The organism is Neisseria sp. Marseille-Q2251, from assembly GCF_940793045.1.
In the GTDB taxonomy this organism is placed as follows: Bacteria; Pseudomonadota; Gammaproteobacteria; order Burkholderiales; family Neisseriaceae; genus Neisseria.
This window is the reverse complement of the sequence record NZ_CALNWV010000053.1, coordinates 1-14,713: the sequence shown is the minus strand read 5'-3', so window position 1 is coordinate 14,713 and position 14,713 is coordinate 1. Positions and strand designations below refer to the sequence as shown.

General features: G+C 44.8%; 14 protein-coding genes and 1 pseudogene. 11 read left to right on the top strand and 4 right to left on the bottom strand.

What is annotated here, in order from left to right; translation table 11 throughout:
- From AAG834_RS12590 to AAG834_RS12555, 8 genes and pseudogenes are all read left to right on the top strand, one after another.
- A pseudogene (locus tag AAG834_RS12590) lies at positions 1 to 524 on the top strand (hypothetical protein); the annotation flags it as partial.
- Positions 525 to 593: 69 nt separating this feature from the next.
- Positions 594 to 1,586, top strand: coding sequence for a hypothetical protein (locus AAG834_RS12585; RefSeq protein ID WP_342032329.1), 993 nt, complete (start codon positions 594 to 596; stop codon positions 1,584 to 1,586).
- Between the two features lie 5 nt (positions 1,587 to 1,591).
- Positions 1,592 to 2,905, top strand: a complete 1,314-nt coding sequence (locus tag AAG834_RS12580) for a hypothetical protein (protein ID WP_342032328.1) — start codon at positions 1,592 to 1,594, stop codon at positions 2,903 to 2,905.
- Positions 2,906 to 2,924: 19 nt separating this feature from the next.
- Positions 2,925 to 3,665, top strand: coding sequence for a hypothetical protein (locus AAG834_RS12575; protein ID WP_342032327.1), 741 nt, complete (start codon positions 2,925 to 2,927; stop codon positions 3,663 to 3,665).
- Between the two features lie 191 nt (positions 3,666 to 3,856).
- Positions 3,857 to 4,987, top strand: a complete 1,131-nt coding sequence (locus tag AAG834_RS12570) for a DUF6396 domain-containing protein (RefSeq protein WP_342032326.1) — start codon at positions 3,857 to 3,859, stop codon at positions 4,985 to 4,987.
- A 167-nt stretch (positions 4,988 to 5,154) separates the two neighbouring features.
- A complete protein-coding gene (locus AAG834_RS12565; protein ID WP_342032325.1) occupies positions 5,155 to 6,285 on the top strand; it encodes a DUF6396 domain-containing protein in 1,131 nt (376 codons plus the stop codon).
- Between the two features lie 358 nt (positions 6,286 to 6,643).
- Positions 6,644 to 7,774, top strand: a complete 1,131-nt coding sequence (locus AAG834_RS12560; RefSeq protein ID WP_342032324.1) for an SEL1-like repeat protein — start codon at positions 6,644 to 6,646, stop codon at positions 7,772 to 7,774.
- Positions 7,775 to 7,977: 203 nt separating this feature from the next.
- Positions 7,978 to 8,583, top strand: coding sequence for a DUF4112 domain-containing protein (locus tag AAG834_RS12555; RefSeq protein WP_415771783.1), 606 nt, complete (start codon positions 7,978 to 7,980; stop codon positions 8,581 to 8,583).
- Between the two features lie 191 nt (positions 8,584 to 8,774).
- Here AAG834_RS12555 and AAG834_RS12550 read toward each other — a convergent pair whose 3' ends face one another.
- The 4 genes from AAG834_RS12550 to AAG834_RS12535 all read right to left on the bottom strand — a co-directional run bounded on the left by AAG834_RS12550 (position 8,775) and on the right by AAG834_RS12535 (position 11,449).
- Entirely contained in the window at positions 8,775 to 8,936 is a 162-nt protein-coding gene (locus tag AAG834_RS12550; protein ID WP_167390271.1) for a hypothetical protein, read from the bottom strand.
- Between the two features lie 74 nt (positions 8,937 to 9,010).
- Positions 9,011 to 9,481, bottom strand: coding sequence for a recombination regulator RecX (gene recX, locus AAG834_RS12545; protein ID WP_070511832.1), 471 nt, complete (start codon positions 9,479 to 9,481; stop codon positions 9,011 to 9,013).
- A 194-nt stretch (positions 9,482 to 9,675) separates the two neighbouring features.
- Positions 9,676 to 10,386: a phosphoglycolate phosphatase gene (locus AAG834_RS12540; protein ID WP_003777473.1), complete on the bottom strand. Its 711-nt coding sequence runs from the start codon at positions 10,384 to 10,386 to the stop codon at positions 9,676 to 9,678.
- Between the two features lie 598 nt (positions 10,387 to 10,984).
- Positions 10,985 to 11,449, bottom strand: a complete 465-nt coding sequence (locus tag AAG834_RS12535) for an Lrp/AsnC ligand binding domain-containing protein (protein ID WP_003764370.1) — start codon at positions 11,447 to 11,449, stop codon at positions 10,985 to 10,987.
- Between the two features lie 427 nt (positions 11,450 to 11,876).
- On the opposite strand from AAG834_RS12535, the gene AAG834_RS12530 reads away from it, so the two are divergent.
- The 3 genes from AAG834_RS12530 to AAG834_RS12520 all read left to right on the top strand — a co-directional run bounded on the left by AAG834_RS12530 (position 11,877) and on the right by AAG834_RS12520 (position 14,545).
- A complete protein-coding gene (locus AAG834_RS12530; RefSeq protein ID WP_070511829.1) occupies positions 11,877 to 12,647 on the top strand; it encodes a sulfite exporter TauE/SafE family protein in 771 nt (256 codons plus the stop codon).
- 104 nt (positions 12,648 to 12,751) lie between these two features.
- Positions 12,752 to 13,852 carry a chorismate synthase gene (gene aroC / locus AAG834_RS12525; RefSeq protein WP_070511826.1) on the top strand — a complete coding sequence of 367 codons (1,101 nt, stop codon included), beginning with the start codon at positions 12,752 to 12,754 and terminating at the stop codon, positions 13,850 to 13,852.
- A 228-nt stretch (positions 13,853 to 14,080) separates the two neighbouring features.
- On the top strand, positions 14,081 to 14,545 hold the full coding sequence (locus tag AAG834_RS12520) for a ProQ/FINO family protein (RefSeq protein WP_070511823.1): 465 nt from the start codon (positions 14,081 to 14,083) through the stop codon (positions 14,543 to 14,545).
- The last annotated feature ends 168 nt before the right edge of the window (positions 14,546 to 14,713 follow it).

Here is a 14,713-nt window from a genome sequence, read left to right as displayed (position 1 = left end):
CCATTGCGGCGAAGGAGGAGATTCTGATTACCTGCAAAGGGGCGTATATCAAACTGGCGAACGGGGAGGTTGAGATTGGGAGTCCGAAGCTGGTTAGGGTGAAGGCGCCGATGGAGGTGAGTGGGGCGAATGGTATAAATACACGAATGCCATTGCTTCCTCAGACTGGTTTGTTTAGTAGACGTTTTGATTTTAGTAGCATATTTACGCCAGATTTTTTAACTGCAGGCATTAGTTATCAAGTCATTAATAGAAGTCAAAATTCCGAGCGGATTGAAGTGCTTGATGAAAAAGGTAGAACATCAAGATTTTATGGGGATTCGAAAGATGAAATCGAAATTTCTGTGATAGGTAAGCTGACCAAAGAGCAAAAATGGGCTCTAATCCCAGATAATGAGACAGAACATGAAGATCACTGTTGTGCCTGTGATGATGAAGAAGATCATGATTGCGAAGAAATATCTGAGACGGAAGAAGTCGTCGAGGATAATTTATTGGAAGATTACAACCAATTCGGAAATTAATATACTTAAAAATACTATTTTAGGAAATATTAAATTTATTATTAAGAATGCTTATTTAGGAAATTAATTATGAGAAAAAATAAGGCTGTATATGACATATCTTATCCTTCTAATAGAAAAGGTTTTATCTATGCATTAGCTAGGCGTGAAAGTCCTGCTGATTTAAATAAGGATGATTTAGTAAACAGAGAAGCTCTTCATAAAATTAATAAACGAGGATATATTGGTTTGTTCCAGTATGGAAAAGAGGCTCTAATTGATATAGGTTATAATACAGAAGAGGGGAGCTGGACAGGAAAAAATGGAGCAGTATCAGAAGAAGCATTTAGGTCATCTCGTGAAATTCAAATAGCGGCAATCAATTTAACTATCGATTTATGGTGTAAAAGATTACGGGTATGGGGGTTTAATGAGTATTATGGAAAAATTGTTAAGGGGATAGAAATTACCGAATCAGGCTGTATTGCCGGCTGCCATCTAGTTGGTTCTGGTGGTTTAGCATCTTTTTTAGATATGCCTGGAAATTACAAAATTAATAAAAAAACAGGAAAACGACACAGCGAGTTTGATGGTAACAAAACACATATCAGCGAATATCTCGATTTATTTGCTGGTTACGACCTGGAAACCTGTTGTAAACGTAAAATCCGGGTAAAACTGCAAGATGCTGATGGTCTCGTTCTAAAAGATAAGACGGTTAAAATTTTTTCTTCCTATAATGGAAAGCATTTAAATAGTAAATTTGAAGTTACCCATAAAACTGATAAAGATGGGGAGCTGCCCGTTATAGTCAGACATCCTGACGCTGAAATTATTTTAGAAATTGATGGTCGCAAAAGTGAGACAATTTCTCAAAAAGCGGATCAGGTACAGCCATATAAGATCATAGCTTCAGATATGAAAGTTTCTGCACCATTGGCAGCAAAAGGCACTCCTGAGCCTAAAAAACAAGATGAAATGGAACAGCAGCCACAACAGCCTTCTTCAGATGCGGAAAATAATGCGTCTAAAGATGTCAACTTTCATCTCAGCCTTTTAGAAGGAGATACAAAAAACCAATAAGTAATGTGAAATTCACTTTGGTGTACAAAGGGAAGCCCAAACAACACATTACAAATACACAAGGAATTAAAGAAAATATTATTGCGGAAATAGGACAAACTATTCAGATTTGTATGGCAGGTGAAGGCAACCTCCAGCCGATCAAGTCATTTACGGTTACAGAAAGTCTACGTGATACAGTAGTGAAGGTTTCGCTTCCTGTACACACGTTTACAATTACAGTTGTAGATACCAAAGGGAAAGCTGTTTCCAATACAGAATTCAGTATATTTTATAGGCAAAGAGAAAAAAGCAAAAAAACTGATCATGAAGGCCGTTTAAAAGTAAAGGCCTTAGTCGGTTTCGTATATGGGTTTGGAAATAAAGGTAAACCACTTTTACACTTACGATGTTTGCAATCTGTCTCTATTAGGCAGATTACTGTTAATCAGAAAGCAATACAAAATGCACAGGGTGCTTTAGGAACAAATTCAATAACAGCTGTGGCAGAGATGGTACAACAGGCTGCTTCGAGTGTTGTAGGACAAGTATTGAAGCCAAAAAATAATACTGCACAAAACAAACCGCATAAGCAGCCAGATAAACAGCCATCCAAACAGGCATCCAAGCAGCCAGACAAACCCAGACAATCCGAACCGATCAAGCAGATGAATACTCATACTGAGAAGAACGGGAAACCGTTAACTGTGGTAGGCAATGAGAAAAAATCTGAAGCTGATAAAAAGCAAAGAGAAGGTCTATTACCAAGTGGGGTAGAATGGGTTAAAAAATTCCCAGATAATGCGAGATTTGAAGATTTAAGGGAGCCCTTTAAATCTAATGTTAAGTTATTTTTAGCGGCATTGAAAGAAGCTGGAATTTCAGTCCGTATCAATTCGGTCATGCGTCCGCCACAGCGGTCTTATCTTATGTATTATGCTAGTCGAATTGTTTCGGGCGAAGCCGACCCAATGCAGATTCCTCGTTTTAAGGATTATAAACAGGCAGCCAATGCTGAAGATGTTAATATTGATTGGACATGTGGTGGCAATATTCGACTGGCCCGTGCCAATGCACAAAAAATGAAAGCAGCTTACGGCATACGTAAGGCGGTCGCTAAACCCTTTAGTTCCAATCATCAGAAAGGACTGGCAATAGATATGACCCTGTCTCCTTGGTTTGGAATCGGTAAAACGGTTAAAAATGCTTCAGGTCAACCAGTAGTAATTAAATCAAAAAGAGACATGATCGAAGTAGGTAAAACCTACAAAGTTTTTCATTGGGATATCAAACCAAGACCATACGATGATTATCCTCATTGGTCTGTAACGGGTAGCTGACATTTCTAAGAGAGATATTATGAGAATTAAACAAATCACATTATCTTGTTGTTTTTTATTTTTTATTGCTTGCACTCAGGCCGAACATGATGGGCAAAAGAACCGGACACAGGAGAAACGTACTGATACGGTTTTAGAAAACAGACAACAGAAGCCTGATACTAAGCTATTAATTCCAATCAATAAAGTAACAAAAAGTGAAAATATTCTTTCAGATTTTGCTCAGGATCGTATTTTAGACTTACTAAATGCTACGGATGCAGAATGGATTGAATGTAAAGATGAAAAAGGTAAAAGAGTTAAAGATGTTACGTATCCTACAGATAGGACATCTATTCAATTCAGAAGTATATCTGATCGATATATACACGAACTGGAGTATTGGAAAGATACATACAAAGAAATTCAGCAGCTCATTAAGTCAAAAAATATGAATATTCAAGATTTGAAATCAGAATATCTAGTATTAGATGCATTTTCATTAAGTAGTAAAAGTAAGAATCCTATCTCAATGAAAAAAGTTGGTGCAGTTTACGTTTCTTCTGATAATAAATTGTTTGAAATTAGATTATTAGATGGTTCTTCTGCCCATATTGAGGTATTTAAAAATATTCCAAATTACCTTTTTGAAAGCCCTAATCCAGAATATGAATTAGGTAATGCTCCAGATTATTCTCCCTATTATTTTCGTTTTTGGTTTGATGGAGATAAAGAAAAACAAACATGCCGTTTAAAATATAATAATGATGTTATTGATTAAATATCATCAGATTGTCTGAAACTCAACTTATCCTTTCCCTTTTGTTTGCAGGACTAGCAATCGTAGATTGAGTTGAAGCTCAACATCTATCAAGGTCGTCTGAAAGTTTTCAGACGACCTTTGAATACCAACGTTGGAATTGTCTCCCATATGATTTGAACCAAACACACGCTATTTCAATAAAAAAAACAATGAAGAACAAACATATATCGTCACTTTTATCTACTATATTGGTGAGTATGCCATTGCTTACCGCATGCGATGTCGGTAGGGAACTGGCAAGGTCTGCGATGGATATTGTCAGAAATCCCCAAACAGACGTGGGCAAGCAAGTTTTGGGTTCATCTTCTTACAAACATTCCAAACTCAAGAACTTAGAATTTACCTGTGTCAAAGAACAGTTTCCTTCTTTGCCACAGGAAGCAGATCAACTATATCGCTACGCCCTTTACCACGATTTTAAAAACCGTTGGCTGCCTAAACCGGGCGTACTTGACCGTTATTTGCCGTATTACCGTATTGCCGCAGCCAACGGACATTGGCAGGCAAACCTGACCTTGCAGGAAATCTTGTTAAAGAGCAAAGACATTAATCTCGAAACCCGCGAACGTCGTGGCGAAGGTATTTACTGGAACGAAAAGTTGATGAAAATCCTGCCTGCCAGCGCACATTATTGGTGGTCGCTCTATATTGATGTCGGTTACGGTCCCAAACATGGCCCAGACGATTCGCTTATTTATCTGCGCAAAGCTGCGGATTTGGGGAATGCCAAGGCACAGTATGAAGTAGGTGAGCTGTTGCTGAAAATAAAAGATGAGATGGTCCGTCCTACAGTGCTGAAAATAGTGGACAAGATGCGTGTTTGTTCTTTAAATCAAACTTATCCCGATGGTATGGCAGCACGAATGATGGCTGCTGATGCTAGAAATGAAGAGAATTTTCAACAATCTCTTGTATTTAGCCACCAAGCTCTAAAGGCTGGAGAAAGTTCTTCTGGATTAACTTTGTCACGTGCTTTTTACACGGAAAATTCTAAGTCTAAACATAAAAATTGGGGTATTCCAACAGATTTGGAACGTTCGAAGCGTTATCGTATCATTAGAGATTTTCTATGGAAAAACGCTCACCTCAAACCCGAACTCAACGTTCACGACCTAGACGAAATTGTCCCGCTGCCCCCAGCAAAACTGCCGAGTTGGGACGGTAAAATCGCCATCCAACGTTTTGTAGAAGGTCCTGCTCCGGCAAAACCATCCGATGAACTGGTGCGCAGATTGGCGCAGCAGGCGGGATTGGATCCGAATACCGGGCTGCCGAAGTAAATAAAATAGGCTGACAGGGAATAAAGCCTGAAGGTCGTCTGAAACATGGTTTCAACATTTAAAACCCGTTAAAACTGTACTTTCAGACGACCTCATCATCTAAAAACCAACTTTGGGATTGCCTCCCATATGATTTAAACCGAACACACACTATTTCAATAAAAACAATGAAAAACAAACATATATCGTCCCTTTTATCTACTATATTGGTGAGCATACCTTTGCTTACTGCATGCGATGTCGGCAGGGAGCTGGCAAGATCCGCGATGGATGTTGTCAGAAACCCCCAAACAGATGTAGGCAAGCAAGTTTTGGGTTCATCTTCTTATAAGCGTTCCAAACTGAAAAACTTAGAATTTACTTGTGTCAAAGAACAGTTCCCGTCCTTACCGCAGGAAGCAGATCAACTATACCGCTACGCTCTTTACCATGATTTTAAAAACCGTTGGTTACCCAAGCCGGGTGTACTTGACCGCTATCTGCCGTATTACCGTATTGCCGCCGCCAACGGACATTGGCAGGCAAACCTGACTTTGCAGGAAATCTTGCTGAAGAGCAAAGACATCAATATCGAAACCCGCGAACGTCGGGGTGAAGGTATTTACTGGAACGAAAAGCTGATGAAAATCCTGCCAGCCAGTGCACATTATTGGTGGTCGCTCTATATTGATGTCGGTTACGGACCCAAACATGGTGCAGATGATTCGATTATTTATCTACGCAAAGCTGCAGATTTAGGTAATGCCAAGGCGCAGTATGAAGTACGTGAATTAATTATGAAAATAGAAGATGATGCGAGTTTACAATATAGATTGAAGATACGTAATACACTACAGGAATGTGCTGCTACTCAACAGTTTCCTAATGCAGATGCAGCACAGATGGCAGCAGCATCATATAGGAACTTAAAACAATATGATAAATCTTTATTCTATTCTCACCAAGGAACTAAAGCAGGTAAAGATTCTTCTGCACAATTATTAAGTGATGTTTTTTACGTAAAGAGTCCTAGAAGTCGTTATAAACCATGGGGGATTCCCGAGGATAAAGAACGTTCGCGCCGATATGAAATTATTTCCGACTATCTAACCCGCCGAGCACACCTCAAACCCGAACTCAACGTTCACGACCTAGACGAAATTGTCCCATTGCCTCCGGAAAAACTGCCAAGTTGGGACGGTAAAATCGCTATCCAACGCTTTGTAGAAGGCCCTGCTCCGGCAAAACCATCTGATGAACTGGTGCGCAGATTGGCGCAACAGGCAGGATTGGATCCGAATACCGGTCTGCCGAAGTAAATAAAATAGGCTGACAGGGGATAAAGCCTTAAGGTCGTCTGAAACATGGTTTTCAATAGTTGAGTTTCAAACTTGTTGAAACCGTACTTTCAGACGACCTTCATCTAAACACCAATCTTTGGGATTGCCTCCCGAGACCTTTGTAAAAATAGTCTGTTAACGAAATTTGACACATAAAAATGCACCAAAAAATTTCAATTGACTAAAATCTTCCTAATATTGAGCAAAAAGTAGGAAAAATCAGAAAGGTTTTGCATTTTGAAAATGAGATTGAGCATAAAATTTTAGTAACCTATGTTATTGCAAAGGTCTCTCCCATATGATTTGAACCAAACACACACTGTTTCAATAAAAAACAATGAAAAACAAATACATATCGTCACTTTTATCTACTATATTGGTGAGCATGCCATTGCTTACCGCATACGATGTCGGTAGGGAACTGGCAAGGTCTGCGATGGATGTTGTCAGAAATCCCCAAACAGATGCAGGCAAGCAAGTTTTGGGTTCATATGCTTACAAACATTCCAAACTCAAGAACTTAGAATTTACTTGCGTCAAAGAACAGTTTCCTTCTTTGCCACAGGAAGCAGATCAACTATACCGCTACGCCCTTTACCACGATTTTAAAAACCGCTGGCTGCCCAAACCGGGCGTACTCGACCGCTATCTGCCGTATTACCGTATTGCCGCCGCCAACGGACATTGGCAGGCAAACCTGACTTTGCAGGAAATATTGCTGAAAAGCAAAGACATCAATATCGAAACTCGAGAACGTCGTGGCGAAGGTATTTACTGGAACGAAAAGCTGATGAAAATCCTACCTGCCAGCGCACATTACTGGTGGTCGCTTTATATCGATGTCGGTTATGGTCCAAAACATGACCCTGATGATGCAATAATTTATTTACGCAAGGCTGCAGATTTGGGGAATGCCAAGGCGCAGTATGAAGTAGGTGAGCTGTTAATGAAAATACAAGATGATTCTAGTCATTCTGTTAGGTTAAAAGTAACTGACAAAATGCGGGCTTGTGCTACCAATCAAATGTATCCAGATGCTGATGCTGCGTTAATGGCAAGTGTTACAGAAAGTAGTGAGCAAAATTATAAACAGGCGTTAATTTATACTCATCAAGGAGTCAAAGCTGGTAATGATACATCTGCACATATAGCAGGAAAAGTGTTCTATAGTAAAAACCCTGATAGTCGTCATAAAAAATGGGGGATTCCTGAGGATAAAGAACGTTCTCGTCGATACGAAATTATTTCCGACTATCTGACCCGCCGAGCACACCTTAAACCCGAGCTCAACGTTCACGATCTAGACGAAATCGTCCCGCTGCCTCCGGCAAAACTGCCGAGTTGGGACGGTAAAATCGCCATCCAACGTTTTGAAGAAGGTCCGGCTCCGGCAAAACCATCCGATGAATTGGTGCGCAGATTGGCGCAACAGGCAGGATTGGATCCGAATACCGGTCTGCCGAAGTAAAGAAACCAATTCGTGCCAAAGTAGTTTGACCTTATCCAAAGGTCGTCTGAAAGTGCACTTTGATAAAGTGAAAAACACTTAAATATTTTTCAGACGACCTTGTTCTATAAGCCGTCATACTGAAATTAACTTTTATAGAGACTGACCGTAAGCAGTAATGACGTTGCACCGTTCTAAAATTCATTAACCCATTACAAGAAAACATGATGAAGCACACACCTGTACCTTACGAACGTCAGGAAATCATCCGACGTGAACGTGAGTTGGCTAAATATGCCAACACTATGGATAGTTTGTTTTGTATTCCTTTTACCAAGCAGGGTATCGGCGTCGATGCCATATTGTCGCTGATTCCTTTTGTCGGGGATATTGCCGGACTTTTGTTGACGATGAAGGCTTTTCGTATGGGGCGGGAGTTGGGCGTGCCGGATCATAAAATGCGTCCTGCCGTATATCTTGCTTTTGCCGATATGGTGCTTGGCATGATTCCTGTTGTCGGTACGCTTATTGATATTTTCTTGCAGCCGAGCCGCCGTACTTTGAAAGTTATCAATGAGCATGTGCGCAGTGAGTATGGCATCGACTACGACATACATTTGGAGCGTCCGTTTATGCACGCTGCTTTGGAGAAGAAACAACAAAAATCAGACTTTTGGCACAAGCCTGTTGCTGCTTGGTTGTATCTGCATCTGCCTGATTTTTTCGGTTTGATTGTGCTGGTGTTGATGGGTTGGATAACGGTTGTCGTAAGTAAATGGGCGTGGAGCGGTATGACTTATCTGTTTCACGCTGTTGCCGGTTGGTTTTGAATGTCTGTGATTTGAGCGGATATGCAATTTATCGGAAATGGCTTTAAATTTGTCGGGTGTGGTTGGGACTGAACTTAAATGCGTTTGGATAAATTGAAAAGGTCGTCTGAAAAATCGATATTTGATTTTTCAGACGACCTTTTTGCAAGGTGAGAACTATTGTAGAAAATGGGATGGGGAACGTGAGAAATTTAGTTGAACCAAAAACGGAAGACTAAATAGAACACTAAAGCCAATACGCCCGCCCATACGATAACCATAAATCCGGCGACAGCGCGACCGAGTCGGTAAACGGGGTTTTTGCGTTCGTCTTCCAAAAGCGGATTGGGGGTGTTACGTTGTTCTTCAGACATGGTTATCTCGGTTGTGAATGGGTGGCAAAAGCGTAAGGGTACGCCGATGGGCGGGAAGATTCAAGCAGGGCGGTTTAATTTTCTCCGAACTCAAAAACATCGTCTTCGTCCCAACTGCTTTTGAGCGCGGCGTGGATGGTGTCCATGTCGAATCCGCGATAGGCGAGGAAACGCGCTTGTTTTTGTTTGTCTTTCAAATCGGCGGCGGGCTGTTTGAATTTTTTGCGCAACACGGCGACTGCGGTTTGCAGTTCGTGCGCTTTGTCGGGCATGAATTCACGGCTGAGGGTTTCGTCTATGCCTTGCTGCGCCAATGCCTGTTTCAGACGCAGCGAACCGTGTTGGCGGCTTTTGCTGTGGATGTAGGCTTCGGCGTAGCGTTGGTCGGATTGCCAGTTGCGTTCGGCAAATTCGTCCAACACGTTTTCCAATTCTTCTTCGCTTTCGGCATACGGGGCGAGCTTGCGCTTGAGTCCGACACGGCTGATTTCCTGTCGGGAAAGAATGTCCATCGCGCGGGCGCGCAGGGATTTTTGGGGTTTCATGCAGAGGTCGTCTGAAAAGGTCGATTCGTGGGTCAGATTCTTGAATCTGACTTTAGGGGTCGGATAGAGGAGAGATAAGAAACTTTCATTCCGTCATTCTTTTTGTTCGGGAATAACGAATCTTTTTATTTCCACTGCTCTATTTTCAGACGACCTTTGAAGCAGGAATAAACGTCTGAAAACAAGGATGTCGGTTACTCGTCGTCTTCTGCTTTTTTCGGCCGTAAGTTTTCGTAGATTTCGGGCAACGAGCCGATAATCCAGTCGGGCTTGGTCGCTTTGTCTTGTGAGAGCAGGGTCATGTCGCCGTAGCCGAAGGTTACGCCGACGCTGAGGCAGCCTGCGGCTTTGGCAGCGATGATGTCATTGCGGGAGTCGCCGACCATAATCATGTTGGCAGGATCAATGCCCAAGACTTCGGCGGCGTGTTGCAGCGGCAACGGGCTGGGTTTCTTTTCGGGCAGGCTGTCGCCGCCGAGAATCAGGCTGAAGTAGTCGGCAAGTCCGAGCTGTTTTAAGAGTTCGACAGCGAGGATTTCGTTTTTGTTGGTGATGACCACCAGCGGGATGCCCAGCGATTTGAGCAATGCCAGTCCGGCTTCGGTTTCGGGGTAGGGACGGGTGAAGTCACTCAAGTGGTCGCGGTAGTATTTCATGTAGAACACGAAGCCTTTTTCCCACAAATCAGGCGCGGCTTCTTGGTCGCGGTCGTTGGTGATGACGCGGTGGACGAGTTTGCCGATGCCGTCGCCGACGTAGCTTTCTACCGTTTTAGCGGGCAGCGGCTCCATGCCGAGATATTCGCGCATGGCTTCGGCTGCGGCGGCAAGGTCGGGGACGGAATCGCATAATGTGCCGTCCAAATCAAAGGCGGCGGCTTGGACGTGTTCGATGGCGGCGGTCATGATGTGTTTTGCTCGTAGATGAAAGAGGCGCGTATTTTAACATCGATTCGGCGGGCAGGCTTGGAAGCTGCTGATGCTGGTTTGGTGTTTGGTTTGCAGCGGGTGACTTTTATAGTGGATTAACTTTAAACCAGTACGGCGTTGCCTCGCCTTGCCGTACTATCTGTACTGTCTGCGGCTTCGTCGCCTTGTCCTGATTTAAAGTTAATCCACTATATTCGGAAGCGGCATACTAAGAGTAATGAAATAGAGTTACAGCTTAAATATTCCAATAAATTAATTTAGAAACTTTACAAGAAAAATACTTGCCTAAAATTTTATTTTCATGGATAATCCGATTCGTTAGCTGGTTCGAGTAGTCAGTTAATAGTTTCTCCTCTATTTCTCCTTTGTAGACTTGGCACACATTCAGTTGGATGTGTGCATTTTTTTGTTTGCAGGTTTGGTAGGGTGTTCTTTGATTGGGTGGGTGAGAGGTGTGTTTGAATACGCCAAAGCATTTTGTTTGATGGTGTTTTTGCGTTTGTGTAAGTGGGATTTAAAAAAAGGTCGTCTGAACGTTATAAACTTTCAGACGACCTTTTTTGATGTAGTTAAATCACTCTAAGTCTAACACAGCCGTTTCTTTGACTTCTTCCATAACGACATAGCTGCGGCTTTCCGCTGCCGCAGGCAGGTGCAGCAGGATATTGCCCAACATATCTCGATAAGCCGCCATATTGGGCAGGCGGACTTTAATCAGGTAATCGTATTCGCCAGACACAAGATGACATTCCAAAATTTGCGGAATACGCATGATTTCACGGCGGAAATCTTCAAAAATATTGCCCGATTTGGAACGCAGCTTCAGTTCGACAAAGACCAGCAGGCTTTGCCCGAGTTGGTGCGGGTTGAGGCGGGCATGATAGCCGGTAATGAAATTGTCGCGCTCAAGGCGGCGGACGCGTTCGGTAACCGGAGTGGTGGATAATCCGACTTTTTCTGCCAACTCCGTCATGGGTGTGCGGGCATTTTGCTGAAGGATTTTCAGGATTTTCAGGTCGGTTTTGTCTAATTCTTTCATCGCGGAGTTTCTTTCAACTGAGCTGAAACGCATCGTTTAGGCAGATGGATAACGCAGGGCAGGGCAGTACAAAGCCGCCCTTGTTTTAAGTTGCCCCACTATATCTTTAAAGCGACTGAAAAGAAAGTCAGTCAGCGGGCAATGGCATTGCGCTTTTGCGGTATCGGGGCAAACAGGTCGTCTGAAAACGGTTTTGTCCGTAGTCGTAGTACCTTAATAGGCGGGAAAACAAGGAAGGGCGGATTCTAATGGAGGAACGCCTCTTCCGCAATGTGAGTCACTGAATCTAAAAGAAAAGGTCGTCTGAAACGAAATAGGCGGCAATGTGGCGCGGATTGGTTTTCAGTTAAAATACCGCCTGTTTCATATAGCATTTCGCCATCATCGCTCGACAACCGATAAGGCGGCTTTTTTCAAGGGAGGGGCTATGCCCGTAGATTCCTTTTTCTATCTTTTGCTCCTCACCGGATTTTGCGCCGGACTGATGGACGCGGCGGTTGGCGGCGGCGGGTTGTTGCAAATTCCCGGACTATTCAACTTACTGCCAATTTCTACGCCTGTCGCTTCGGTGATGGGCGTGAATAAGTTTGCCTCCTGCTGCGGGACGGTTACTGCCACGGGGCAATATCTGCGCAAAATCCCCGTGCCGTGGAAAATGCTGCTGCCCGCCGCCGTGCTGGCGTTTGCCGCTTCCTATCTGGGCGCGAAAGCCGTGGTCTTTTTTCCCGTGCAATATATGAAACCGGCGATGCTGGTCATCATGATTGCCATGTGTGTTTATACCTTTATCAAAAAAGATTTGGGGCAGACGGTGCGCACCGAGAAGCTGACGCGCCGCGAAACCTTATGGGGCTTGTTTTTTGGTGCATTAATCGGGTTTTACGACGGGATTTTCGGACCGGGAACGGGCAGCCTTTTGGCTTTCGTGTTCGTCCGTTTTTACGGCTACGATTTTCTGACGGCAAACGCATCGGCAAAAGTCATCAACTCGACCACCAATCTCGCCGCGCTGACGTTTTTCATCCCGCAAGGGCATGTTGTTTGGGCGTGGGCAATCCCGCTTGCGCTGGCGAATTTGTGCGGCGGCGTGGTCGGCGCGAGATTGGCGATACGCGGCGGCACCCAGTTTCTACGTTATGGATTTATGGTGTTGCTGTGCCTGACCATAGGCAAATTTGCTTGGGATTTGATTCGATAAAAGAGGGCGTGCCGTAGGCAGGATTTGCCCCCCGAAAGCGTTTCAGACGACCTTTGTATGTTAAAATCCGTCATCTTTCAGCATATGACCGATAGAGGGAAAACATGGCAGGCAACACTTTCGGACAACTCTTCACCGTTACCACCTTTGGCGAAAGCCACGGCGCAGGTTTGGGCTGCATCATCGACGGCTGTCCTCCCGGACTGGCATTGACCGAATCAGACATCCAAGCCGACCTCGACCGGCGCAAACCCGGCACCAGCCGCCACGTTACCCAACGCCGCGAGGCCGACCAAGTCGAAATCCTCTCCGGCGTCTTCGAAGGCAAAACCACAGGCACACCCATCGCCCTCTTAATCCGCAATACCGACCAACGCAGCAAAGACTATGGTAACATCGCCACCAGCTTCCGTCCCGGTCATGCCGACTATACCTACTGGCACAAATACGGCACGCGCGATTACCGCGGTGGCGGCAGAAGCTCCGCCCGCGAAACCGCCGCCCGCGTTGCCGCCGGAGCCGTCGCCAAAAAATGGCTGAAAGAAAAATTCGGCACGGAAATCACCGCCTACGTCACCCAAGTCGGTGAAAAAGAAATTCAGTTTGAAGGCTACGAGTACATTTCCCAAAATCCCTTCTTCGCCGCCAACCAAAGCCAAATCGCCGAGCTGGAAAACTATATGGACAGCGTGCGCAAATCGTTGGATTCCGTCGGCGCGAAACTGCATATCGAAGCGGCCAACGTCCCCGTCAGTTTGGGTGAACCCGTTTTCGACCGCCTCGATGCCGAAATCGCCTACGCCATGATGGGCATCAACGCCGTCAAAGGCGTGGAAATCGGCGCAGGCTTCGGTAGCGTCGTCCAGCGTGGCAGCGAACACGGCGACGAACTTACCCCGCAAGGCTTCTTGTCCAACCACTCAGGCGGCATCCTCGGCGGCATTAGCACCGGACAAGACATCCACGTCAACATCGCCATCAAACCCACCAGTTCCATCGCCACACCGCGCCGCAGCATAGACATCAACGGCAACCCCGTCGAACTCGCCACCCACGGCAGACACGACCCCTGCGTCGGCCTGCGCGCCGCCCCCATCGCCGAAGCCATGCTCGCGCTCGTGCTTATCGACCACGCCCTACGCCATCGTGCACAAAATGCCGACGTAGTTGTTGATACGCCAGACATCACCAAGCAGCATAGATAAAATTGAAAGAGGTCGTCTGAAAACAAACATGGCGGATTGTGCCGAACATTTTCAGACGACCTTTCTCAACGCCTATTGAGATAAGTGTGCCAGACTGTCCGCAAAATAAACATTTACAATCGAACATTCGCAAAAAAACTTAGCCAAAACACAGGCTTTATACTAAAATACCGCCATTACCGTGCCATAGCGAAACGCACGGCTTTATTTTAGAGGAATACAAACGACATGACACAAGAAACCGCTTTGGGCGCAGCTTTGAAATCCGCCGTCCAAACCATGAGCAAGAAAAAACAGACCGACATGATTGCCGACCACATCTACGGCAAATACGACGTCTTCAAACGATTCAAACCGCTGGCCGTCGGTATCGACCAAGACCTTGTTGCCGCATTGCCCCAATACGATCCTGCCCTGATCGCCCGCGTCCTCGCCAACCATTGCCGCCGTCCCCGCTACCTCAAAGCCTTGGCGCGCGGTGGAAAACGTTTTGATTTGAACAACCGCTTCAAAGGCGAAGTCAGCGCGGAAGAACAAGCCATCGCCCAACAGCATCCGTTCGTCCAACAGGCTCTGGCAGAACAAGCCGAGCGTCAAGCCGCCAAACAGGCAGCACAAACTGAGGCAGTAGAAGCCGAACAAGTCGGCGCAGCAACCGAAACTGAAGAAGCGGCACAAAACAACGCTGAATAATACTGCATGATTTTAAAAGGTCGTCTGAAAACGGATTTTCTGTTTGAACTGCACCCCAAAAGTTGGACACATACCCTCCAACCACCAAGGTGCAGTTTTTTTATGAGCAAATATACATTACACTTTAAATACCAAGCCGTACTCCACTACCTGCATATACGCAGCCAA